Source organism: Celeribacter litoreus, from assembly GCF_020165855.1.
Classification (GTDB): domain Bacteria; phylum Pseudomonadota; class Alphaproteobacteria; order Rhodobacterales; family Rhodobacteraceae; genus Celeribacter; species Celeribacter litoreus.
In genome coordinates this window covers 813,751-836,263 of the sequence record NZ_JAIUFY010000005.1, presented here as the reverse complement: position 1 = coordinate 836,263, position 22,513 = coordinate 813,751, and the positions used below count along the sequence as shown (strand labels likewise).

22 protein-coding genes and 3 tRNA genes are annotated in these 22,513 nt (G+C 58.9%); 14 read left to right on the top strand and 11 right to left on the bottom strand.

What is annotated here, in order from left to right; genetic code table 11:
• The first annotated feature begins 69 nt into the window (after positions 1 to 69).
• Entirely contained in the window at positions 70 to 3,513 is a 3,444-nt protein-coding gene (locus tag LA304_RS06175; protein ID WP_224502232.1) for a pyruvate carboxylase, read from the top strand.
• A 94-nt stretch (positions 3,514 to 3,607) separates the two neighbouring features.
• On the opposite strand, the gene LA304_RS06170 is transcribed toward LA304_RS06175, so the two are convergent.
• A complete protein-coding gene (locus tag LA304_RS06170; RefSeq protein WP_224502231.1) occupies positions 3,608 to 4,363 on the bottom strand; it encodes an SDR family NAD(P)-dependent oxidoreductase in 756 nt (251 codons plus the stop codon).
• A 321-nt stretch (positions 4,364 to 4,684) separates the two neighbouring features.
• Here LA304_RS06170 and LA304_RS06165 point away from each other — a divergent pair.
• Positions 4,685 to 4,759, top strand: a tRNA-Gly gene (locus LA304_RS06165).
• Between the two features lie 48 nt (positions 4,760 to 4,807).
• Positions 4,808 to 4,882 (top strand) — tRNA-Gly (locus LA304_RS06160).
• A 59-nt stretch (positions 4,883 to 4,941) separates the two neighbouring features.
• Here the strand turns inward: LA304_RS06160 and LA304_RS06155 are convergent.
• Positions 4,942 to 5,445, bottom strand: a complete 504-nt coding sequence (locus LA304_RS06155; RefSeq protein ID WP_224502230.1) for a response regulator — start codon at positions 5,443 to 5,445, stop codon at positions 4,942 to 4,944.
• A 205-nt stretch (positions 5,446 to 5,650) separates the two neighbouring features.
• On the opposite strand from LA304_RS06155, the gene hisB reads away from it, so the two are divergent.
• Positions 5,651 to 6,238 (top strand): imidazoleglycerol-phosphate dehydratase HisB, encoded by a 588-nt coding sequence (gene hisB, locus LA304_RS06150; RefSeq protein WP_224502229.1) that lies wholly within the window; start codon positions 5,651 to 5,653, stop codon positions 6,236 to 6,238.
• A 32-nt stretch (positions 6,239 to 6,270) separates the two neighbouring features.
• A complete protein-coding gene (gene hisH, locus LA304_RS06145; RefSeq protein WP_224502228.1) occupies positions 6,271 to 6,909 on the top strand; it encodes an imidazole glycerol phosphate synthase subunit HisH in 639 nt (212 codons plus the stop codon).
• 64 nt (positions 6,910 to 6,973) lie between these two features.
• Here the strand turns inward: hisH and LA304_RS06140 are convergent, their stop codons facing one another.
• A complete protein-coding gene (locus LA304_RS06140; protein ID WP_224502227.1) occupies positions 6,974 to 7,360 on the bottom strand; it encodes a DUF2147 domain-containing protein in 387 nt (128 codons plus the stop codon).
• Between the two features lie 151 nt (positions 7,361 to 7,511).
• Between LA304_RS06140 and hisA the strand changes: the two genes are divergently transcribed.
• A complete protein-coding gene (gene hisA / locus LA304_RS06135) occupies positions 7,512 to 8,234 on the top strand; it encodes a 1-(5-phosphoribosyl)-5-[(5-phosphoribosylamino)methylideneamino]imidazole-4-carboxamide isomerase (protein WP_224502226.1) in 723 nt (240 codons plus the stop codon).
• A gap of 13 nt (positions 8,235 to 8,247) precedes the next feature.
• Here hisA and LA304_RS06130 read toward each other — a convergent pair whose 3' ends face one another.
• The gene (locus LA304_RS06130) at positions 8,248 to 8,430 is read right to left on the bottom strand and encodes a hypothetical protein (RefSeq protein ID WP_224502225.1); all 183 of its coding nucleotides are present in this window, start codon (positions 8,428 to 8,430) and stop codon (positions 8,248 to 8,250) included.
• A 232-nt stretch (positions 8,431 to 8,662) separates the two neighbouring features.
• Between LA304_RS06130 and hisF the strand changes: the two genes are divergently transcribed.
• Positions 8,663 to 9,460 (top strand): imidazole glycerol phosphate synthase subunit HisF, encoded by a 798-nt coding sequence (gene hisF / locus LA304_RS06125; protein ID WP_224502224.1) that lies wholly within the window; start codon positions 8,663 to 8,665, stop codon positions 9,458 to 9,460.
• Positions 9,461 to 9,470: 10 nt separating this feature from the next.
• Positions 9,471 to 9,782, top strand: coding sequence for a phosphoribosyl-ATP diphosphatase (locus LA304_RS06120; protein ID WP_224502223.1), 312 nt, complete (start codon positions 9,471 to 9,473; stop codon positions 9,780 to 9,782).
• Between the two features lie 47 nt (positions 9,783 to 9,829).
• On the opposite strand, the gene LA304_RS06115 is transcribed toward LA304_RS06120, so the two are convergent.
• Positions 9,830 to 10,261 (bottom strand): CoA-binding protein, encoded by a 432-nt coding sequence (locus LA304_RS06115; RefSeq protein WP_224502222.1) that lies wholly within the window; start codon positions 10,259 to 10,261, stop codon positions 9,830 to 9,832.
• Positions 10,262 to 10,459: 198 nt separating this feature from the next.
• On the bottom strand, positions 10,460 to 11,257 hold the full coding sequence (rlmB, locus tag LA304_RS06110; RefSeq protein ID WP_224502221.1) for a 23S rRNA (guanosine(2251)-2'-O)-methyltransferase RlmB: 798 nt from the start codon (positions 11,255 to 11,257) through the stop codon (positions 10,460 to 10,462).
• 136 nt (positions 11,258 to 11,393) lie between these two features.
• Here rlmB and LA304_RS06105 point away from each other — a divergent pair.
• Positions 11,394 to 11,477 (top strand) — tRNA-Tyr (locus tag LA304_RS06105).
• 130 nt (positions 11,478 to 11,607) lie between these two features.
• The gene (locus LA304_RS06100; protein WP_224502220.1) at positions 11,608 to 12,342 is read left to right on the top strand and encodes a dienelactone hydrolase family protein; all 735 of its coding nucleotides are present in this window, start codon (positions 11,608 to 11,610) and stop codon (positions 12,340 to 12,342) included.
• Between the two features lies 1 nt (position 12,343).
• Here the strand turns inward: LA304_RS06100 and LA304_RS06095 are convergent, their stop codons facing one another.
• Positions 12,344 to 12,769, bottom strand: a complete 426-nt coding sequence (locus LA304_RS06095; protein WP_224502219.1) for a hypothetical protein — start codon at positions 12,767 to 12,769, stop codon at positions 12,344 to 12,346.
• A gap of 98 nt (positions 12,770 to 12,867) precedes the next feature.
• On the opposite strand from LA304_RS06095, the gene LA304_RS06090 reads away from it, so the two are divergent.
• The 3 genes from LA304_RS06090 (at position 12,868) to LA304_RS06080 (ending at position 18,856) form a co-directional block, all read left to right on the top strand.
• Complete coding sequence (locus LA304_RS06090; RefSeq protein ID WP_224502218.1) at positions 12,868 to 13,872, top strand: hypothetical protein; 1,005 nt, start codon at positions 12,868 to 12,870, stop codon at positions 13,870 to 13,872.
• A 183-nt stretch (positions 13,873 to 14,055) separates the two neighbouring features.
• On the top strand, positions 14,056 to 16,821 hold the full coding sequence (locus tag LA304_RS06085) for a hypothetical protein (protein ID WP_224502217.1): 2,766 nt from the start codon (positions 14,056 to 14,058) through the stop codon (positions 16,819 to 16,821).
• Positions 16,822 to 16,966: 145 nt separating this feature from the next.
• A complete protein-coding gene (locus LA304_RS06080; protein WP_224502216.1) occupies positions 16,967 to 18,856 on the top strand; it encodes a monovalent cation:proton antiporter-2 (CPA2) family protein in 1,890 nt (629 codons plus the stop codon).
• Between the two features lie 3 nt (positions 18,857 to 18,859).
• Here the strand turns inward: LA304_RS06080 and cobT are convergent, their stop codons facing one another.
• Complete coding sequence (gene cobT / locus LA304_RS06075; protein ID WP_224502215.1) at positions 18,860 to 19,864, bottom strand: nicotinate-nucleotide--dimethylbenzimidazole phosphoribosyltransferase; 1,005 nt, start codon at positions 19,862 to 19,864, stop codon at positions 18,860 to 18,862.
• Positions 19,865 to 19,957: 93 nt separating this feature from the next.
• Between cobT and cobS the strand changes: the two genes are divergently transcribed.
• Entirely contained in the window at positions 19,958 to 20,710 is a 753-nt protein-coding gene (cobS, locus tag LA304_RS06070; protein ID WP_224502214.1) for an adenosylcobinamide-GDP ribazoletransferase, read from the top strand.
• A gap of 56 nt (positions 20,711 to 20,766) precedes the next feature.
• Here cobS and LA304_RS06065 read toward each other — a convergent pair whose 3' ends face one another.
• The 3 genes from LA304_RS06065 to LA304_RS06055 form a co-directional block, all read right to left on the bottom strand.
• The gene (locus LA304_RS06065; protein WP_224502213.1) at positions 20,767 to 21,276 is read right to left on the bottom strand and encodes a CarD family transcriptional regulator; all 510 of its coding nucleotides are present in this window, start codon (positions 21,274 to 21,276) and stop codon (positions 20,767 to 20,769) included.
• A 462-nt stretch (positions 21,277 to 21,738) separates the two neighbouring features.
• Complete coding sequence (gene fdxA, locus LA304_RS06060; RefSeq protein ID WP_224502212.1) at positions 21,739 to 22,077, bottom strand: ferredoxin FdxA; 339 nt, start codon at positions 22,075 to 22,077, stop codon at positions 21,739 to 21,741.
• A 54-nt stretch (positions 22,078 to 22,131) separates the two neighbouring features.
• Positions 22,132 to 22,512: an RNA-binding S4 domain-containing protein gene (locus LA304_RS06055; protein WP_224502211.1), complete on the bottom strand. Its 381-nt coding sequence runs from the start codon at positions 22,510 to 22,512 to the stop codon at positions 22,132 to 22,134.
• Between the last annotated feature and the right edge of the window lies 1 nt (position 22,513).

Sequence of the window (22,513 nt, the reverse complement as noted above, 5' to 3'; positions counted from 1 at the left end):
TTGGGGATTTACTGCAATGCAGAAATCACTAACGTGACTGTAAAAATAGCAAGGAAGGGGAAACTTGCCATGGCCGAATTCAATAAGGTCCTCATCGCAAACCGCGGTGAGATTGCGATCCGCGTTATGCGTGCCGCGAACGAAATGGGGAAACGCACAGTCGCCGTTTACGCCGAGGAGGACAAACTCTCTCTGCACCGTTTCAAAGCCGACGAAGCCTACAAAATCGGTGAGGGCATGGGCCCCGTCGCGGCGTATCTGTCGATCGAAGAAATCATCCGCGTTGCAAAGCTTGCGGGCGCAGATGCCATCCACCCCGGCTACGGCCTGCTGTCGGAGAACCCTGACTTTGTAGATGCCTGCACCGAGGCCGGCATCACCTTCATCGGCCCCAAAGCCAAAACCATGCGCCAACTCGGCGACAAGGCCAGCGCGCGTAAAGTCGCGATTGAGGCCGGTGTGCCGGTCATTCCGGCGACCGAAGTGCTCGGCGACGATTTCGATGCGATCCGCAAAGAAGCCGCTGAGATCGGTTTCCCGCTGATGCTCAAGGCCTCTTGGGGCGGTGGCGGTCGCGGCATGCGTCCGATCAACAACTCCGACGAACTCGAAGAGAAGGTCAAAGAGGGCCGTCGCGAAGCCGAAGCCGCCTTTGGCAATGGCGAGGGCTATCTCGAAAAGATGATCATCAAGGCGCGTCACGTCGAGGTTCAGATCCTCGGGGACAGCAAAGGTAACATCTATCACCTCTACGAACGCGACTGTTCCGTACAGCGCCGCAACCAAAAGGTTGTCGAACGCGCCCCTGCCCCGTTCCTGTCCTCCGCGCAGCGTGAAGAGCTCTGTAATCTCGGCAAGCGTATCTGTGAACACGTGAACTACGAATGCGCCGGCACCGTCGAATTCCTGATGGATATGGAGACCGGCAAATTCTACTTCATCGAGGTGAACCCACGCGTTCAGGTGGAGCACACCGTCACAGAAGAAGTCACCGGCATCGACATCGTGCGTGCGCAAATCCTGATTGCCGAGGGCAAGTCCCTCGTTGAGGCCACGGGCGTTGCGTCACAATATGATGTGAAACTCGACGGCCATGCGCTTCAGACGCGTGTGACGACCGAAGACCCGACGAACAACTTCATTCCCGACTACGGCCGCATCACCACCTATCGCTCTGCGACAGGTATGGGCATCCGTCTCGACGGTGGTACGGCCTATTCCGGCGCAGTCATCACGCGCTACTATGACTCGCTGCTCACGAAAGTGACGGCATGGGCACGCACGCCCGAGGCCGCGATTGCCCGTATGGACCGCGCCCTACGTGAATTCCGTATCCGCGGCGTGCAGACGAACATCGCCTTCGTCGAAAACCTGCTGAAACACCCTGTGTTCCTGTCGAATGAATACACGACAAAGTTTATCGACACGACGCCGGAACTGTTCGACTTCAAACCGCGCCGTGACCGCGCGACGAAAATCCTGACCTATCTTGCGGACATCACCGTCAACGGTCATCCGGAAACACTCGGCCGCGCGAAACCTGCCGCTGATGCGCGCAAGCCTGTGGCCCCTGCACCGAAATCCGCGACACCGCCTGCGGGCACACGCCAGCTCCTTGAGGACAAAGGCGCGAAAGCCGTCGCGGACTGGATGCTCGAACAGAAGAAACTTCTCCTCACCGACACCACGATGCGTGACGGGCACCAATCCCTTCTGGCGACGCGGATGCGGTCCATCGACATGATCAACGCAGCCCCGTCCTATGCCGCGAACCTTTCCGGCCTCTTCTCGGTCGAATGCTGGGGCGGCGCGACATTCGACGTGGCCTATCGTTTCTTGCAGGAATGCCCGTGGCAGCGCCTGCGCGACATCCGTGAGAAAATGCCGAACATCATGACGCAGATGCTCCTGCGCGCGTCGAACGGTGTGGGCTACACGAACTACCCCGACAACGTGGTCCAGAGCTTTGTGGCGCAAGCCGCAGAGACCGGCGTCGATGTGTTCCGTGTGTTCGACAGCCTCAACTGGGTCGAAAACATGCGCGTCGCGATGGACGCCGTCATCGAGAGCGGCAAGGTCTGTGAAGGCACGATTTGCTATACCGGTGATCTGCTCGACCCGACACGCCCAAAATACGACCTGAAATACTACGTCGGCATGGCAAAAGAGCTTGAGGCCGCTGGTGCCCACGTTCTCGGTCTCAAAGACATGGCAGGCCTGCTGAAGCCTGCACAGGCTCGTATGCTCGTTTCCGCGCTCAAGCAAGAAATCGGCATCCCGATCCATTTCCACACGCATGACACCTCCGGCGCAGCGGCGGCGACGATCCTCGCTGCGGCAGACGCTGGCGTGGACGCGGTGGACGCAGCTATGGACGCCTTCTCCGGCGGCACATCGCAGGCCTGTCTCGGCTCCATTGTCGAAGCCACCCGCTTCACCGGCCGCGACACCGGCCTCGACATCGAAGCCATCCGCGAAATGTCGAACTACTGGGAAGCCGTGCGCGCGCAGTACACCGCCTTTGAGGCCGGTCTTCAGGCCCCTGCCTCCGAGGTCTATCTGCACGAAATGCCGGGCGGCCAGTTCACCAACCTCAAGGCACAGGCCCGCTCTCTCGGTCTCGAAGAGCGCTGGCATGAGGTGGCGCATTGCTACGCCGATGTGAACATGATGTTCGGCGACATTGTCAAAGTGACCCCGTCCTCGAAAGTGGTCGGCGACATGGCCCTCATGATGGTCTCCCAAGGTCTCACCCGCGACGACGTGGAAAACCCGAAAACCGACGTGGCTTTCCCCGACTCTGTGGTCGACATGATGCGCGGCAACCTCGGCCAACCGCCGGGCGGCTTCCCCGAGAAAATCCTCAAAAAGGTCCTCGGCTCCGAGAAGCCGAACACCGAGCGTCCGGGCAAACATCTACCGCCGGTCGATCTCGAAGCCACGCGCAAAGAGCTTTGCGACAAGTTCGACTGCGAGACGATCGATAACGAGGATCTCAACGGCTACCTCATGTATCCGAAAGTCTTCTCCGACTACATGACGCGCCACGAGCAATACGGCCCTGTCCGCACCCTGCCGACGCGGAACTTCTTCTACGGCATGGACACCGGCGAAGAGATCTCTGCCTCCATCGATCCGGGCGTGACGCTCGAAATCCGCTGTCAGGCGGTGTCCGAGCCGAACGAGATGGGCGAAGTGAAGGTCTTCTTCGAACTGAACGGCCAGCCCCGCACCGTGCGCGTCAAAGACCGCTCGGCTGCGTCCTCCGTGATCGCCAACCAGAAGGCCGAAGTCGGCAACGCCAAACACGTTGGCGCACCGATGCCGGGCGTGGTCGCGACCGTTGCCGTCAGTGCGGGTTCTCCGGTGAAGAAGGGCGATGTGCTCCTGACGATTGAGGCGATGAAAATGGAGACCTCCATCACCGCCGACCAAGACGGCATAATCAAAGCCGTCCACGTCACGCCAAGCAGCCAGATCGACGCGAAAGACCTCTTGGTCGAGTTCGAATAAGGCTCACGCAAGACACCAGAAACGAGAGCAGGCGCCGCGAAAACGGCGCCTGTTTCTTTTTCAGACCGCTAGGAGGTCGGACACGCAGTCCGCTTCACTGAGCCGTATAGCCCGAGTCTACGAGATGGTAGGAGCCGGTGATGAAGCTCGCGCGGTCGGACAGCAGGAAGGCGACCAGAGCCGCAACTTCTTCCGGCTTACCAAGACGTTTCATGGCATGCAGGCTCGCGAGTTGGGTGCGCGCTTCCTCATCAAGGTTGCTTTCAACCAAGGGTGTCTGGATATAGCCCGGCCCAACAGAATTGACGCGGATATTGTCGGCAGCCATTTCCAGCGCAGCGGATTTCGTCATACCGACAACGCCATGTTTCGCCGTCACATAGGCCGAGATGTTCGGACCACCGACGGAGCCGAGAATCGACGCGATGTTAACGATTGCGCCGCCGCCGTTTTCCTTCATCGCTTTTGCGCCAAAGTGCATGCCGTAGAACACGCCCATCAGGTTGATATCGATGGTCTGCTTCCATTTCGCGATATCAACGTCGGAAACCGGCTCAAGCGGCCCACCGATGCCTGCGTTGTTCACGATGTAGTCCAGTTTACCCGTTTTCTCGACTGCGAAATCGACGCTGGCTTTGACATCGTCCGGATTAGAGACATCGCCAGCAATCCCGAATGCTTTGCCGCCCGCAGCGACAATCTCTGCTGCGGTCGCGTCGGCAGCATCTTTGTTCAGGTCGGCGACGATGACCGTCGCACCCGATGTCGCAAGTTCTTCAACAATAGCTTTACCAATGCCTGAGGCTCCGCCGGTTACAATTGCGGTTTTTTCGTCAAAGCGAATATCCATTGTCTTTCTCCATTGATTATACGGAAGAAATAGTGTGCCGCCGTATACCTGACATTCTTCGAAACAGCACATCGCTCGACGCAAAAACGCACCAACATCAAAAAAAAGTGTGCGGAATGTTTCTTTTGGAACAAAGAAGATGTGGCTTTTCCGCTCCCTCCATTAGGCCGAAAAGCTTCGTCCGCCCCCCCAGACCTCCGCGCGCAAAATCCGTAGAAATCCCCCGTGAAATTTTCGCCGAGAAACTTTTTCGCCGAAAAGAGCGATTTTCCTCTTGCAGCCCCCGTCGCTATTTCTTAAATCACGCCTCACCCAACGGATGCGGGTGTAGCTCAGGGGTAGAGCGTTACCTTGCCAAGGTAAATGTCGTGAGTTCGAATCTCATCACCCGCTCCAACTTCCCTTCGGGGACATAACCGAGCCGATGTTACAGGCTGGACGCGAGCGGGTGTAGCTCAGGGGTAGAGCGTTACCTTGCCAAGGTAAATGTCGTGAGTTCGAATCTCATCACCCGCTCCAATTCAAAACAGGCCTCCCTTCGGGGAGGCCTTTTTGCATTTCAAGCTGCGAACTAAAGCTCAGGCGATGGAAGACAGGCCAACCACCTGCGCGACGCGCGCGTGGAACACCGGCGTCTTTCCTTCTTTCATACAAGCCCCACGAATCTGGCAGGTCTCACACATCTGCGGAACCGTCTCGGCCAGCGCGCGGCAATCGCTGGGGCTACGTTCAATCAGCGACTCTGCGATCGCGATCAGATCGGACACGGCAGTCGCGGTTCCGAGAATGCATCGCAGTCCGGAGAGACGTTCGAACACATCCTGATGAAATTCCGGCGCGCGGTCCGACATCAGGAGCGAGACAATGTTCGGGTGATGGAATTCGGCCATGAGGGCGACGGCGAGCCCGTTTTCCCCGCCGAACATCAAATCAAAGATCAGGACCTGATACGTGTCCTGACGCAGCAAGTTCAAAGCAGCATCGACGGATCGCGCGCGTCGGACCTCATGTCCGCGCTGTCCAAATCCTGACTGCCATTTCGTAACGCGTTCAATATTATCGTGACAAATGAGGATGCGCATGAATCCCCCCTTAATAAGAATGGCAAAACAGGCCATATCGGGCCAATTTGCGCCACAAACGTTAACAACGTCTTAATCAACTCCAGAAAATCTTCACGATCACCCTCTCGCTTTTTGAACAGCCGTCTGTCGACTGCTACTCGCAACCATTGGCAAGTGCGCACACCACCCCTATAACGGGCGCGACACAGACAGGAGAGCGCCGATGCGCAAGGCCAGCATCACCCGCAAGACGGCGGAAACGGAGATCACGGTCGAGATCAATCTCGACGGGACCGGCAAGTATGACAACCAGACGGGCGTGGGCTTTTTCGACCACATGCTCGACCAGCTGTCGCGCCACTCCCTCATCGACATGACCATCCGCGCGAAGGGTGATTATCACATCGACGACCACCACACTGTCGAAGACACCGGCATTGCAATCGGGCAAGCGCTCGTGCAGGCGGTCGGCGACAAAAAAGGCATCTACCGCTACGGCAACTTTGCGTTGGCAATGGACGACACACAGGTGATGACAGCGCTCGATCTGTCGGCGCGTCCGTTCCTCGTGTGGAATGTCGACTTCCCGACCGCGAAAATCGGCACGTTTGACACCGAACTGGTGCGCGAGTTCTTTCAGGCCCTGTCGACCCACGGCGGCATCACGCTCCACATCGACAAGGTGCACGGGTTCAACTCCCACCACATCGCCGAAGCCGCGTTCAAATCCGTCGCCCGCGCCCTGCGCATGGCGCTTGAGATCGACCCGCGTATGGCGGACAGCCTGCCCTCGACCAAGGGCGCGCTCTGACGCGCGCCCGACACGGCTAGAAAGACCAAGACATGCTCACAGCACTCGTTGATTACGACAGCGGCAACCTACACTCCGCGCATAAAGCGTTCGAGCGGATGGCGCGCGAGCGTGGCGAGGGGACCATCGTCGTCACCTCCGAACCTGATGTCGTTGCCAAGGCTGACCGCATCGTCCTGCCGGGCGACGGCGCATTTCCGGCCTGTAAAAAGCAGCTCTTCGATTACACTGGGCTGTTCGAAGCGATTTCCGAGGCTGTCACCGTTAAGGGCCGCCCCTTCATGGGCATTTGCATCGGGATGCAGATGCTCGCCACCCGCGGCCTCGAATATGAAGAAACGCAGGGCTTTGACTGGATCGGTGGCGAGGTCGTGAAGATCGAACCGTCCGACCCAACGCTCAAAGTGCCGCACATGGGCTGGAACAATCTCCACCTCGAGGGAGCACACCCTGTGCTCGACGGAATTGAAACGGGCGACCACGCCTATTTCGTCCACTCCTACCACTTCAAGGTCGCCAACCCCGCGCATCGTCTCGCCTATGTCGATTACGGCGAAGAAGTCACGGCCATCGTCGCCCGCGACAACATGATCGGCACCCAGTTCCACCCGGAAAAGAGCCAGCGCGCCGGTCTCAAGATCGTGTCGAACTTTCTCGGCTGGAAACCCTGATCAGGGCCAAACCGACCGCAATAAAAAAAGGGCCCCTCCGGGCCCTTTTCGTTTTCAAGAGACTTTACTGAATGCGCACCCAAGTCTGCCCCTTGCAGATCGGCCCGATACATCCCGAGACCTTGAGCGTATCGCCGGTGAGCGTCATCTTGGAGTTGAAGATCTTGCCCGTCGATGGCTGCCAGATTTTGCCCTTTTTATAACTCCCCTCCCCCTGCGGCTGCATATCCCAGACGATGGGCTTGCCGACATTTTCCGACTCAACCGGCCCGTCCAGATCAAAGGCCTTTGAAATCGTGCCGCAGATGCTCTCCCCACACGGTGCAATGGCGATATGGGCGTAATGGCCGTCATCCACCTGCGTCTGCCACAGCCCTTCCACCGGATCGCTCGCAAACGCGGTCCCTACCAGTCCGAGCGCAAGCGCCGCAGCCATCCCCAATGTCTTCATTCATATATCCTCCCTATGAGCCCGCATCCTGTCGCCGGACCTGTATTTGAGGCAAGAGTGACGCGGCGGCACAACTATCCTCACGCGGGTTTTGCAATTCCCGCGCAATCGTGCCAAAGGGAGCGCGACAGTTTCACGACAGGAGCGCACCATGATCCTCTATCCCGCTATCGACCTGAAAGACGGCAACGCCGTGCGCCTCTACAAAGGCGAGATGGAGAAGGCGACGGTCTTCAACGACAACCCTGCCGCGCAGGCGCTCGAATTCGTCGAAGCAGGATGTGAGTGGCTTCACCTTGTCGACCTGAACGGTGCTTTTGCGGGCGAGCCGGTGAACGCCGCCCCCGTCGAAGAAATCCTCAAACAGTGCAAAGTGCCCGCCCAGCTCGGCGGCGGCATCCGCGACATGGCGACCATCGAACGCTGGCTCGACAAAGGCCTTCAGCGCGTGATCCTCGGCACCGTCGCCGTTGAGAACCCCGATCTCGTCCGCGAAGCTGCCAAAGCCTTCCCGGGCCACGTGGCCGTCGGCATCGACGCGCGCAAAGGCATGGTCGCCACCAAAGGCTGGGCCGAAGAAACCAATGTGAATGCCACCGATCTCGCGAAATCCTTCGAGGACGCAGGCGTCGCAGCCATCATCTACACTGACATCAACCGTGACGGCGCAATGCAAGGCCCGAACGTGGAAGAGACTGCCGCCCTTGCGAACGCAGTCTCCATTCCGGTCATCGCGTCCGGCGGCGTGTCTTCGATTGCAGATTTGGAAAACCTGAAAAACTGCGGCGCAGCTCTGAACGGCGCAATTTCAGGTCGCGCGCTCTATGACGGCGCGATTGACCTCACAGAGGCCCTCGCCGTTCTCAAAGGCTAAATCAAGGTTCGGATCAGAAGATCAGGAACCAGAATACGGCCACCCAAAAACAGATGCCGAGGATGACTGCGGGCAAAAGCCACCAACCGGACGGAAGGTTCTCACGATCCTCTGCCTCCAGTTCCTCGGGTGTTTTGAGTTCCTCGAATCGAACAGCCGCCGCAGACGGCACATGATGCATTGCTGTCATTTTCATAATGTCTGAAAGTGGCCGACCCGAAGACCGGCCACTTTCTCTCCCCCCAAAGCTAGACAAAGTCGAGCGTAGCACAGCCGTTACAAATTGAAGCCTGTCTTTACAGATAGGTCAAATTTGCACAGGAAAGGTGTGTTTCAGCAAGAGATGTGCTTCGATTCGAGAGAGCCGAGCGTTGCATAGGGACTGTCACCGCAGTAAGACGAGAGCGATCAAACGCGAAGGTCCGCCCATGCTCAAAACCCGTATCATCCCCTGCCTCGACGTGGCTGATGGCCGTGTGGTCAAAGGTGTCAACTTCGTCGATCTGATCGACGCGGGTGATCCGGTGGAAAGCGCGCGGGCCTATGACGCGGCAGGCGCGGACGAATTGTGCTTCCTCGACATCCACGCCACGCACGAAAACCGCGGCACGATGTATGACCTTGCGACCCGCACCGCAGAACAGTGCTTTATGCCCCTGACGATCGGCGGTGGCGTCCGCACGACCGAAGACGTTCGGAACCTGCTGCTTGCAGGCGCGGACAAGGTGAGCTTCAACTCCGCCGCAGTGGCCGATCCCGACGTGATCGCACGCGCCGCCGACCGCTTCGGCAGCCAATGCATCGTCTGCGCAATCGACGCGAAGACAGTCGAGTGGGACGCCGACGGCAATCCAACCAAATGGGCGATCTTCACGCACGGGGGGCGCAAAGCCGCGCTCGACGCAGACGGTCATCCGATTGATGCCGTAGAGTTCGCGAAACTCATTGAAAGCAAAGGCGCAGGGGAAATACTCCTAACGTCCATGGACCGCGACGGTACCCGCGCAGGCTTCAACCTCGGCATGACGCGCACCATCGCGGATAGCGTCAACATTCCGGTCATCGCCTCAGGCGGCGTCGGCAATCTCGACCACCTCGTCGAAGGCGTCACCGAAGGTCATGCAAGCGCCGTGCTCGCCGCCTCCATTTTCCATTTCGGGGATTACACCATTCAGGAGGCCAAAGAATACATGGCCGCCAAGGGTATTCCCATGCGCCTCAATTAAGGAGCCGCTCATGTCCGTTCTCAACGATCTCGAACAGGTGATCCTCTCGCGCAAAGACGCAGATCCCGAAAGCTCTTGGACCGCGAAGCTCCTGTCCAAAGGACCAGAAAAGTGCGCCGAGAAATTCGGTGAGGAAGCGATTGAGGCCATCATCGCCGCCGCAAAAAACGACCGAGAGAACCTCACCTATGAGGCCGCCGATGTGCTTTACCACATGCTCGTCATGCTCGCCGCCCGCGACATCCCGCTCGACGACGTCCTAAATGAACTGGCCCGCCGTCAGGGACTTTCGGGAATTGCGGAAAAGGCCGCTCGGCCCTAAGAACGTCCCTCACTTCTTCTTGGCATAAATACTCAAAATCCCTGCCCTCACATCCCGAGCCGAGGGATTTCAATTGCAGGGCACCTATCCATGACCACCCCCGCCCCTTGCGCCCGCGCGAGAGCGGCGGCTTTCTCGTTCACGATCTCAAGCTGCATCCAGATGTATTTCAGCCCCAAGAGCGCGTGAAGCGCTTCATCCACGACCGGCTCGACCTCTTCGGTCCGGCGGAAAATGTCCACCATGTCGACGGGCTGACGGATGTCCGACAAAGAGCCGACACATGTCTGACCGAACATTTCGGTGCCAGTCTCTCGCGGGTTCACAGGGATCACCGTGTAGCCACGTGCAGCGAGATAGCGTCCCACCTGATTGGAGGCGCGCTCCGGACGCGGGCTCGCGCCGACCAAAGCAATCACCTTCGTATCTGTGAGAATACGCCGGATGTCGTCATCTGTGAGATTGTCGATATGCGTCATAACTTTGATAATAGGTGCTCTCGGAGAAGAAAAAAGCCCGGGCAACAAGACCCGGGCGAAAGTTTGGAACGAGGGACAGTGAGAGTAACGCGCGTGTTCCAACTTGCGCGTCTCACAGAGTCAGATAGGCATCGCTATCCGGAATGGAAGAGCCTGTAAGAAAAACGTGAACATCACGTGAACCGAGCGGATCTGCCTTTACCGCTTCGACGCAGCGAACAAAGCGACCGCGGCAGCATTCGACACGTTGAGCGACCCGAAATCCCGTGCGAAGGGGATTTTCACGAGTTGGTCAACCGTCTCACGCGTTTTCTGACGCAAGCCCGGCCCTTCTGCGCCCATCACAAGCGCGACAGGACGTTCACCCAGATCGGAGAGAGCTTCGTCGATCGTGACGGTTGCCTCACCATCAAGCCCAAGACAAATAAATCCGAGTCCCTGCAACTGCACGATCGTATCCGACAAATTCCGCACCCGCAGATACGGTTGCCGCTCCAAAGCACCAGACGCCGTTTTCGCCAAGGCCCCTGTCTCGGGCGCAGCATGGCGCGCCGTTGCGATCACCGCCTCGGCCCCGAACACCTCGGCAGAGCGCAGAATCGCACCGACGTTATGCGGATCGGTCACTTGGTCGAGCAAAACAACCGTCGGCTGCCCCTCGCCCGCCGCAAGACAGACCTCTTCGACAGAGCCCCATTTGAGCGGTTTGACCTCAAGCATCGCGCCTTGGTGCACCGACGCCGGATCAATCGGCACTCCGTGATTGCGCGGATCATGGAATTTGCGCGGGTCGATTTCTTCGGGCGTGATTCCGGAGGCGGCGATATCGGCCTCCAATTTCGCCATCGCATTCTTCGTCACCAGTAGGCGCAGTTTTTCGCGCGCTGGATTCGCGAGCGCGTCGCGCACGGCATGAAGCCCGAAAAGCCACACGGTTTCTGCAGCCGCTTTGCGCTTGTGCTGCTCTTTTTCGATGACCCATTTGGGCTTTTTCATAGCGATGACGTTCCTTGCTGTGGGGCTTACCCCTTCCTGCCGCGAGGAATTGCCGAGCACAAGCAATTTTCCTGTTGACGCCCCCAACCCGCAACGGTATCCACCGCCCACACAACGCGAAGATGCTTCGCAAAGTGGGCGACGGGCTGCAAGGTGCGGCAGCGGACTGTAACTCCGCCGAGGAGACTCATGCCTGGTTCGATTCCAGGGTCGCCCACCACTTTTCTCTCAACATGAAAAAGAAAATTGGTGATCACCCACGATGGCGTGAGTGTGTCCACTCAACCGAATTCGGCAGTTGAAACTCCATGCAGATGAGGCATGTTGCTCCTAAGAACAGGAGACCGCCCATGACCATCGAACGCCTTGAAATCACCTACAACGGATCAGACGCGTGTCAGGGCGGGCCATTTGTCGGCGCGCTCTTCTGGGATAGTGCCATCGCAGGCCCCCGCCCCGGCGTTCTCGTCGCCCCCGCCTTCCGCGGGCGTGCAGCCTTTGAGGAAGAGAGCGCCAGAAAAATCGCGGAGATGGGCTACGTCGGCTTCGCGATTGATTATTACGGTCAGGGGTGGACGACGACGGATGCGGATGAGGCGCATGCGGCCAAAGGCAAGCTCGACGCCAATCGCGCCGCTCTCGCAGCCCGTATGGTAGCCGCGCTCGAGACGCTCAAAGCGCAGGACCCCGTCGACCCGGCGCGCACCGCAGCTATCGGATATTGCTTCGGCGGCAAGGCGGTCCTCGATCTAGCCCGTGAAGGTGCTGACATCGGCGGCGTAGCCTCCTTCCATGGCATTCTGGACCGCGCGGAAAGCGCACCGGATGTCGCGATCAAGAGTCAGGTTCTCGTGCTGCACGGATGGGACGATCCGCTCGCCACACCGCAGAGCGTCGTCGAATTCGGACAGGAGATGACGGAGCGCGGCGCAGGCTGGCAACTCCACGCCTATGGCAACACTGGGCACGCCTTCACGAACCCCGCCGTCAAACCGGGCGGACAACCAGGCTTCGGGTATAGTGAAAGTTCCGCCACACGCAGCTGGCGCTCCATGTGCGAGTTCCTGAAAGAGGTGTTCGCCTAACTCACTGGATCTGGATCGCGGCCCGCATGTAATGTGCCTCTTCGACACTTCCGTCATCAAAGGTCACAGTCACGTCCACCGTCTCCACAGTGTCAGGCGGAAAGCTCACCAAAATGGCGTCGAGCGTCTCGGCCTTAAGCGCATTCGGCTGCGCGGTCTCGGTGTAACAGGGCTCCATTTCGAAAATCGCAGGATCAGAACCGTTCACAGAGTAAGAAATTTCCGTCAAACCGCAGCGCCAGCTCAGCAAATTTGTGAAATATAACAGGTCCTTCCCGTCATAGTTGCGCACCGCGGCCCACTGCGGCTTGGTCGCTTGTAGGATCGGCTTCACTTCAGCAGCTGTGGTAAAATTCTCGGCCTGTGCTGCGAGAGGAAGCGCACAAAAAACAGTCAAAAAACTCAATGTGATTTTCTCACGCCGCATCAAAACACTCCTTTTCACACTTCGCGCATTCGCAACTTTTGATAATGCACAAAACCACTTATAACACAGATATAGCTTTTCCGGTTATTGAGTTGAGTATGTCCAGCAATCCAGAAACGCGCCCTGCCTTCAACATCCTCGTGATCGGGCAGGACGGGCGTTTGATGTATGAAGCCCTCCTTTTTGCGGCGAGCCTGCGGGCTATGGACCCCGATTTTGCGGGCCGACTCTTCATCGCCGAGCCACAACCGGGCGCACGCTGGGGAAATGATCCGCGCATGAAGCACCCAGATCTTCTCTCGGCTCTGAAACGGCTGGATGCAGAAATTCTTCCGTTCGAGAGTCGCCACTTCGGACAGGCCTATCCCTACGGGAACAAGATCGAAGCCCTTTCATCCCTCCCCGAGGGAGAGCCCTTTGTGTTCTTTGACAGCGACACATTGATCACGGGCCCACTGAGCACAGTGCCGTTCGATTTTTCCAAACCATGCGCGAGCATGAAGGTCGAAGGCACATGGCCACAAATCGAACTCTACGGGCCCGGATACACCGAAATCTGGTCCTCGCTCTACGAACGCTTCGGCCTCGATTTCGAGAGCTCGCTCGACCGCGACCAGCCGGATGAATACTGGAAGCGCTATCTCTACTTTAACGCCGGCTTCTTCTTCTACGAATGCCCACGCAAGTTCGGCGACCGCTTCCTCGAATACGCGCTCGAAATCCGTGACAACCCGCCGCAAGCGGCCGAACTGCAGTCCTATGACCCGTGGCTCGATCAGGTCGCTTTGCCTTTGGTGATCCATTCCTTCGGGGGCGAGCGATATACGTTGCCGAAGGATACGCTAGACGGCGCTATGTCCTGCCACTACCGCACATTCCCGCTCTTGTTTGCCCGCGAGAGCGACCATGTCATTGAGGTCCTCCGCACCGTGAGCAAACCCAACTGGCTCAAGAAGGTTCTGAAAGAATACGATCCAATCAAACGGCTCGTGTATCAGTCCAAGGGCGACAAAATCCGCGATATGTTCGATCAGGATCACCTGCCTCGACGCGAACAGATGATCCGGAACCAGATCAAGAAGGCTGGTCTCTGGATGCGCTGAGGCGCGCAAAACATCTGAGCGCAAGTTACTTCCGATGCAGGGCAGGCAAGCTTCCGCCACTCCCGAGGCTGCGACATCCCCGCTTTGTGGTTTCGCTTTGATCCCCCCACAAGCTGCGCTAGGGTGCCTCGAAGACGTTAAAGCCCATTGAAATCACGGGCAAGAACAGGCCAGCGCTCAGGAATGAAACCGAATTTCGCCCTCAATCTCAGCCATGACGGGATCGTGCTTTTGCATCGTGCCTCCTCGGGTTGGATGGTCATAGGCGAAGTTGCGCTGACTGCGGCTGACCTTTCCGGTGAGCTCGCTCAGTTGAGAGAGCGGGCGACACATCTCGGCACGTCCGGCCTTTCAACCAAGCTCATCATACCGAACAGCCAGATCCTGTATCGGGAGTTGCCTGATCCTGGCATCTCCGATGCGTCTCGGGATCGCGCCATTCGTGAAGCTCTCAAAGGGGCTACTCCCTATCCAGTCGATGAGCTGGTGTGGGATTGGGGCCTAACCGATGCGGGCCTGCAGGTTGCTGTCATCGCACGCGAGACTTTGCTGGAGGCGGAAACCTTCGCGTCCGAGCATGGGTTCAACCCGGTATCCTTCGCCGCCATGCCAGATCCGGAACGCTACACTGGTGAACCGTTTTTCGGCCGCGCCAAGGGTGCAGATGCCCTGATCGGAGAAGGCACACCTGTCGAGCCGGACACTGGTGTCATGCAAATTATCGCGCAGCGTCAGGTCTCTCTCCCTGACCTTGCGGCTGAGGTTGAGGCTGAGGCTGAGGAAATTCAGGCGACTGTTGAGGTCGAAACAACCGTCGAGCCGGACGCCACTCCAGAACCGACACCAGAAGCAGTTGATGAGGCCGAAACTCAGACCACACCGCCTGAAGTAAATTCGGACGTCAACAGCACCGGCTTTCACACAAGCCGCACCAAAACACCGGACGCCACCCTCCCGGAGGAGGCGGGGCCCGCCGAGGGCGCTGAGGCTCAGAGTCGCCTTTCGGCTCAACCCTCACGTCTTCTCGGTACAGTGAGCAAAGAGCCTGAGCACGCCGCGCCATCCGAATACGCTAAGGCCGAGGCTCCGAACGCCCCGCGCCTGTCTGCTCCGACACCGCCGTTAGTGCCTACAGCGAAACCCCTGATCTCTCCGCATGTTCCGGTGACGTCTGGCGATCTTCCCGAAGAGGAAGAGCCCGAAAGCGCGAAACCGAAGTCGAATCGTGCGAAGATCAGCGCCCCCTTGCCCGAACCGCCCCCAATGCCCGCACCGCCCGTCAGCGCAGAGGCCGCACAAAGCGAGGCAGGGACGCAGGACACGCCCCCCACGCGAGCAAAGGCGGTCTCCGGAGCGGCAGCGGGCACAGCAAAAGGCGCCCTGAAATCGCTCACGGCCCTGTCTCCGAAAACGGCGCTTAAAAAGGCCCCTGTGACAGACACAGAGACCGAGACAGATCCGCTCAAGGCGCAGAAATCAACGACTGCTGATTCCGAGATCGCACCTCTGTCTGATCGCGCAGCAGGCCTCGACACCGTCGAAAATACACTCGACGAGGCAGAGGCCCTGACAATCTTCGGCGCTCGGGGCCGCGCGCGCGCGTCGCGAAACAAGCCGCGCCACCTCGGCCTGATGCTCACGGGTGGGCTGGTTGTCCTGATAATTCTTGTTGCTCTGATCTTCGGTCGCGGTGAGGAAGAAGACGTAGCATTTACGGAAGACACCCCACCACGTGTTGAGGACACAGCACAAAACGAACTCCCTACAGCGGAGACTGCCCCCGTCGAAGCACCCGAACCCGCAGCGTTTGAAGAAACAGCGCCAGACACCGCATTGTCGACCGATGTGACCGCAATTGGCGAGGAAGACGAACTGACGCCAGAGTTGCTTGAGCAGGCAGCGGTTCCCGCACCTCCGGGCGGCAACGAACCCACGGAGATCGACCGTGAAGAGTTGCTCGCGCAATATGCGGCAACAGGTATTTGGCCTTTGCCGCCAGAAAACGGATCGACTGACGTCGGGGAGGACACGCTCGATGACCTCTACTCCGCCTCCATTGATCCGACGATTTCGTCTCAGGACGCTGTGGCACTTCCCGAGGAACAAACGCTTGCCCCAGATCTGCCTCCACGCGCGGCTCTGCCCCCGGCGCCTCTGGGGACACGTTATGATTATGATGACGACGGTTTCATTCGCGCGACACCCGAAGGAACCGTAACACCAGACGGCGTCGTCGTTTACGCCGGACGTCCCGCTGCGGTTCCAGGACCTCGACCGGGAACTGCCGCGCCCCAGACTGACCTCACTGACGCCGCACAGGCCGCAAACCCGCTGTATGAACAGCTCGCGGCATTCCGGCCGACGCTGCGCCCTGATGGGCTTGTTGAGACGACAGAAAAAGCCAAACTCGGCGGCAGAACGCGCGAAGAGCTCGGTCGAATCCAGCCATCCCTGCGTCCTGCTTCGGAGCAGGAGCTGGCCGAAGCCGAAGCACGGTTCGCTGGCGAAAATGCTGACGGGCGAACTGCGCCCGTTATGACGGCGTCGCTGATGCCAAAGCCACGTCCCCAGGACTTTGACAAACTCGCAGCTGCGGCCCGCGCGGCCGAAGAAGCCGCCGCTGCCGCCTCTGACGCGCAGACGACGAGCACCTCGACGGCAACTCAGGTAACAGCCCGCGTTCCCGAGACCAGACTTCCCTCAGCCGCGCCTGCTAGCGTCGCTCAAGCCGCGACGGTGAAAAACGCGATCAACCTTCGCAAGCTCAATCTGATGGGCGTCTACGGGTCGAGCTCGGACAGACGGGCACTCGTCCGGCTGCCGACTGGGCGCTTTGCAATGGTCGAAACGGGAGATCGTCTCGACGGCGGACGCGTGCAATCCATTGGCACCTCGAGCCTGACATATGTGAAGGGCGGTCGGTCAATCACGCTCGAGATAGAGGGCTGAGCGCTCCCTCGCGCCGCGCACACAAAAATTAAAAAAGACCGAGTTCTTTCGTATGAAAACGCGGGGCTTCGCCCTAAGTTAAGGAGACGAACAAGATCTGCGCCGAACAAACGAAGCGCGGCAGTTATGAGAGGACAGCTTCACTATGGAAGGCCTGCTGGCCCAAGCCACCGTCTACCTCCTATCCATCGTCATTGCCGTGCCGCTGGCGCGCCGCCTCGGCCTTGGATCCGTCTTGGGATATCTGATTGCGGGCATGATCATTGGCCCCGTGCTGGGTCTTGTCCACCACAACGAAAGTGAAGACCTCCTACATTTTGCCGAGTTCGGCGTTGTGATGATGCTGTTCATCATCGGCCTCGAACTCGACCCGCGCGGCCTCTGGAATATGCGCCACAAACTGATCGGCATGGGCGGGCTGCAAATTCTGATCACCGGTGGCGTCATCATGGGCGCCACGATCTGGGCCGGACAGACGTGGCAAACCGGTCTCGCGCTCGGGATGATCCTGTCTTTGTCCTCGACGGCTGTCGTGCTCCAAACCCTCTCGGAGAAGAACCTCATCCACACCGGCGGCGGCCGTGCCGCCTTTTCTGTGCTGTTGACGCAGGATATCGCCGTCATCCCGATGCTCGCAGTTATGCCCCTCCTCGCGACAGCGGGACGGCTGACAATCAATCCCGATGGCTCTATCAGCCGCGCATCGGATGCGGCCCACGACACCGCAGCACACGGTGCGTCTCTCGTGGAGGGGCTACCCGGTTGGGGTGTGACACTGGTCACTTTGGGCGCTGTTGGGGCAATCATTTTCGCGGGTATCTTTCTGACCCGCCCGCTGTTCCGCTACATTCACCAGGCAAACCTGCGCGAGATTTACACGGCGGTGGCGCTACTGATGGTGGTTGGCATTGCGCTTCTGATGAATGCTGTCGGCCTCTCCCCTGCGCTCGGAACATTCCTCGCGGGTGTCGTTCTCGCCAACTCCGAATTCCGTCACGAACTCGAGAGCTCCATCGAGCCGTTCAAGGGCCTGTTGCTCGGCCTGTTCTTCATCGCGGTGGGCGCAGGGATCAACTTTGCCGTCCTGTTCCGTGATCCGTTCCTGATCATCGGCCTGACCGTCGCACTCATGGTGACGAAAGGGGCCGTCCTCTACGTCATCGGGCGAATTTTCAAATTGCGTACGCGGGGTCAGTGGCTCTTTACCCTCTCACTGGCACAGGCGGGGGAATTCGGTATGGTGCTGACGACATTCGCGCTTCAGCAGGGGGTACTCTCGACCTACCTCGGGGCGCGCGTCTTGCTCGTGATCGCATTGTCGCTGCTTTTCACCCCGCTGTTCTTTATTCTGCAAGACTATCTGCGGAAAAAGATTTCGGAGCGTCAGGAAGAAACACCGCATGATGATATCGACGATCAGCAGGCGATCATCATCGCGGGCATCGGGCGGTTCGGCCAGATGGTGAACCGCCTCGTGCAGGCCTCTGGCTTTCACACGACGGTTCTCGACCATGATCTGAAAACAATCCAGCTCATGCGGAAATTCGGATTTAAGGGGTTCTTTGGAGACCCCACACGTCCTGAGTTGCTCAAGGCCGCAGGGATCGAGAGTGCGCGCATCCTTGTGGTTGCACTTGATGATCCGGCTGCAGCCACCCGCCTCGTGAAATACGCTCGCAGTCAGCGCCCCGACATCTTTATCATCGCGCGGGCGCGCAACCGCATCCACGTGTATGAGTTGTTTAAGGCTGGCGCAGACAAGATTGTCCGCGAGATGTTCGACAGCTCTTTGCGTGCAGGACGCTATGTCCTCGAAGAGATGGGCTTCTCGGAATACGACGCGGCCATGACGGAACAGGCCTACTATCAACACGACCGCGAGGCGCTTCGCAGCCTCGCAGAACTTTGGGACCCAAAAGTCCCCGTGTCGGAAAACCAAGCCTATGTGGACCGCTCACGCGCCCTCGACAAAGAGTTCGAGGCCGCGCTGATCACCCAGCTCGATCAAGCCCGAGAAAAATCCGGCGCCGCCTGACGATCAGGCGCCGGACACCCCCGCCTCAGCAAAGGTCGCCATGCCGGACAGGCATTCGACGGCCCCTTTAACCAACGGGATCACAAGACCTGCACCAGAGCCTTCGCCGAGGCGCAGGTTCAGCGCGACGAGCGGCTCTTTTCCGAGGGCCGCCAAAAGCTTCTTGTGACCTGGCTCTTCGGACACATGTCCTGCAATGCAGTGATCCAGAGATCCCGGAACGGCCTTTTCGAGACAGGCCAGCGCAGCCGTGCAAATGAACCCGTCCATGATGACCGGAATACGCAGAGCACGGGCACGCGCCACAGCGCCCGCCATCGCGGCCAGTTCACGCCCACCGAGCGCCGCCAAAAGGTCAAGCGGCGCCAAGCCACCATGGAGCGCAACACCGGCGGCAGCCACCTCTTCCTTGATTTTCAGGCCAGCGTCATCCACGCCCGTGCCACGCCCGATCCACTCGGCCGCTGTGCCGCCAAAGAGCGCATGCGCAATCGCAGCCGCAGATGTCGTGTTTCCGATTCCCATTTCGCCAACGACCAAGAGATCAGACTGCGGATCGACGGCGTTCCAGCCGACTTTAAGCGCGTTCACACAGTCCTCTTCGGACATGGCGGTATCTTCGGTGAAATCTGCTGTCGGGCGTTCAAGGTCGATGGGATGCACGGACATACTCGCGCCCGCATTGCGTGAGAGCTGGTTGATCGCCGCTCCGCCATGTTCGAAATTGATCACCATTTGAACGGTGACTTCGGCAGGAAACGCGGAGACGCCTTTGGCCGTCACGCCGTGGTTGCCCGCGAAAATCGCGACTTGAGGTTTCTGAATGCGCGGACGCTCTTCGCCACGCCAAGTCGCATACCAAATACCAACCTCTTCGAGACGTCCGAGAGAGCCCGCTGGCTTGGTCAACTGGGTATTTCGGGCTTCTGCGCCCTGCTGTGCCGCGACATCGGGACCAGGCGCCTGTTTCAAGAGTGCTTCGAACCCTGCCAGATCGGAAAATGCCATGCGTCTGTCTCCCTCATTGTCTTCACGCCTCTGAGCTTCTATCTCGGAGGAGGCCGCAAATACAGAGCAGAATGCCACATGGAGGTGCGCAAGATGACCGCACGTTTCACGCCCAAACTCAGCGACGCCGCAACGGCGCTGGCGCTCATGACCCGTATTCCGGTGCGGGCGACGTTTGAGCGGACCTCCGAGGCGACATGGGCCTTTCCGCTTGCGGGTCTCGCCGTCGGATTGGTCGCGGGGGCGGTTGCGACGATTGCCGGTTGGTTCGGCCTTGGCGCGTCTCTGATTGCGGGCTTTGCGCTCTCGGCGCTGGTGATCACAACGGGTGCGATGCACGAAGACGGCCTTGCGGATTGCGCCGACGGGTTCTGGGGTGGATTCGAAAAACTCCGCCGCCTCGAGATCATGCGCGACAGCCGCATCGGCGCCTATGGTGTGATCGCATTGATCCTCGGACTGCTGATCCGCTTTACCGCGCTGAGCCAACTCGCACATGAGGACCTGATCGTCACCGCCATGATCGCCGCTGCACTGCTTTCACGTGCGCCCCTGCCCGCGCTGATGATGCTCCTTCCTCCCGCGCGTAGTGACGGCCTTTCGGTCAAAACCGGTCGCCCGCCGTGTGAGGCCGCAGCGCTCGCGCTCATCGTGGCGTTCGCCCTCGCATGGATCGTCGTCGGCTTTGTTCCTGCGGTGATTGCGAGCGCGGCCATCGCGGGTACAGCCTTCGCCGCGGCGCGGATTGCGATGACCAAAATCGGCGGCCAGACCGGAGATGTGCTTGGGGCCACGCAGGTCCTTTGCGAAATCGCGGCACTCACCGCCTTTACCGTCCTCGCATAAGAAAACCGCCGGACGTTTCCATCCGGCGGCTCTCATAAGTCTTGAAAAGCGTGCGTTTAAGCAGCGCGGCTCACGAGCACGTCGCTCACTTTTTTCTGCGCATCGGCCTCATCGGAGCCGGACACAGCCGCGACTTCGCGGGTCAGACGGTCCAGAGCAGCTTCGTAAAGCTGGCGCTCGGAATAGGATTGCTCGCGCTGGTCGTCGGTGCGGTGCAGGTCGCGAACCACCTCGGCAATCGCAATCAGGTCGCCAGAGTTGATCTTCTGCTCATATTCCTGAGCACGGCGGGACCACATGGCGCGTTTGACTTTGGCTTTGCCCTTCAGGGTCTTCATGGCGTCCTGGATCAGTTCCGGCGACGACAGGGACCTAAGGCCGCTTTCCACGGCTTTGTTGGTCGGAACGCGCAGGGTCATCTTGTCTTTTTCAAACGCGATAACGAACAGTTCGAGGGACATACCCGCGATTTCTTGTTCTTCGATCGAGATGATCTGACCGACGCCATGGGCCGGGTAAACAACGAAATCGTTCGGGCGGAATTCAGATTTCTTGGTCTTGCTCATTTGCAGGCTTTATCCTCACACGGGTGCAGGCTTTTCCTCATCGGGAAACCATTTTCACCACCACCAGACAGTCTCTTCTCTTTCGCGCGCTCATCCGGACAGGGACACACAAAGCCTGTCCGAACACTCGGTCTCGATACAATTCGCGCACATGCCGGATTTTTTCCGCACGGCTGCAAACCCGCTCGTGACCAGTTTTGGGCGCGAAAAACTCAAGCCCCTAGGTAAGCGTTGCTTAGGGGGTTGAGGTTGATATGCCCTGTGATGGTTCAACCTTTATACCATAAAATTCGCATGAAAAAAAGCGTCGCGGGCTTTTCGAGCGATGAGACCCCGCGGAATTCGCAGGATTTCGCCTCTCATAAACAGGAAAAGCCCCGCGGAATTGCTGCAGGTGCACATGCAGCGCAATTCCAAGCGACGAATCGAATCATGCGTTCAGTCGGGGACGTAGGGTCCTGATCAGGACCCTTCGCCCGGCGCTTCCGAGAAGTATTTGTTGAGCTTATCGCTCTCACCGTCGCGCTCCTCAGAGTCCGGAAGCGGATCTTTCTTCTCGAGGATCACAGGCCAAAGCTCCGCATACTTGCGGTTCAGTTCGACCCATTTCTCCATTTCCGGCTCGGTATCCGGACGGATTGCGTCGGCGGGACATTCCGGTTCACACACACCACAGTCGATGCATTCATCCGGATGGATCACCAGCATATTCTCACCCTCGTAGAAACAGTCCACAGGGCAGACTTCCACACAGTCGGTGTATTTGCAGGCGATGCAGTTATCGATAACGACGTAGGTCATGTCGGCTCATCCAAAATTTCGATCTTTCGGACCTAGCTAAAGCGTTGCCCGCAATCATTCAAGCATGTCCGACCCCTTAAGGAGGCCGGTGCGACGATCTTTCTTCGTGGGACGTCCTTTTCCCTCAAATCTCGGCGCGGGAGGAATGTCGTTCTTTTCAGGCGCGGGCGGGCTCAGATCGTCGTAGAGCCCTTGGGCCTCGGGAGCGGGGCCACGGCGTTGACCGCAGGCCTCGATCCGTACCACGCGGATTCGGTTGGCTTGGGGAAACGTCAGCACATCCCCCTCCCCAACCGAGGTCGCCGCCTTGGAAACCTTCGCTGAATTGACGCGAACGTGGCCACCGGTCACGACCTTTGCAGCAAGGCCGCGGGTTTTGAAAAAGCGGGCATACCAAAGCCACTTGTCGAGACGAATGGTCTCCCGCTTCTCCATA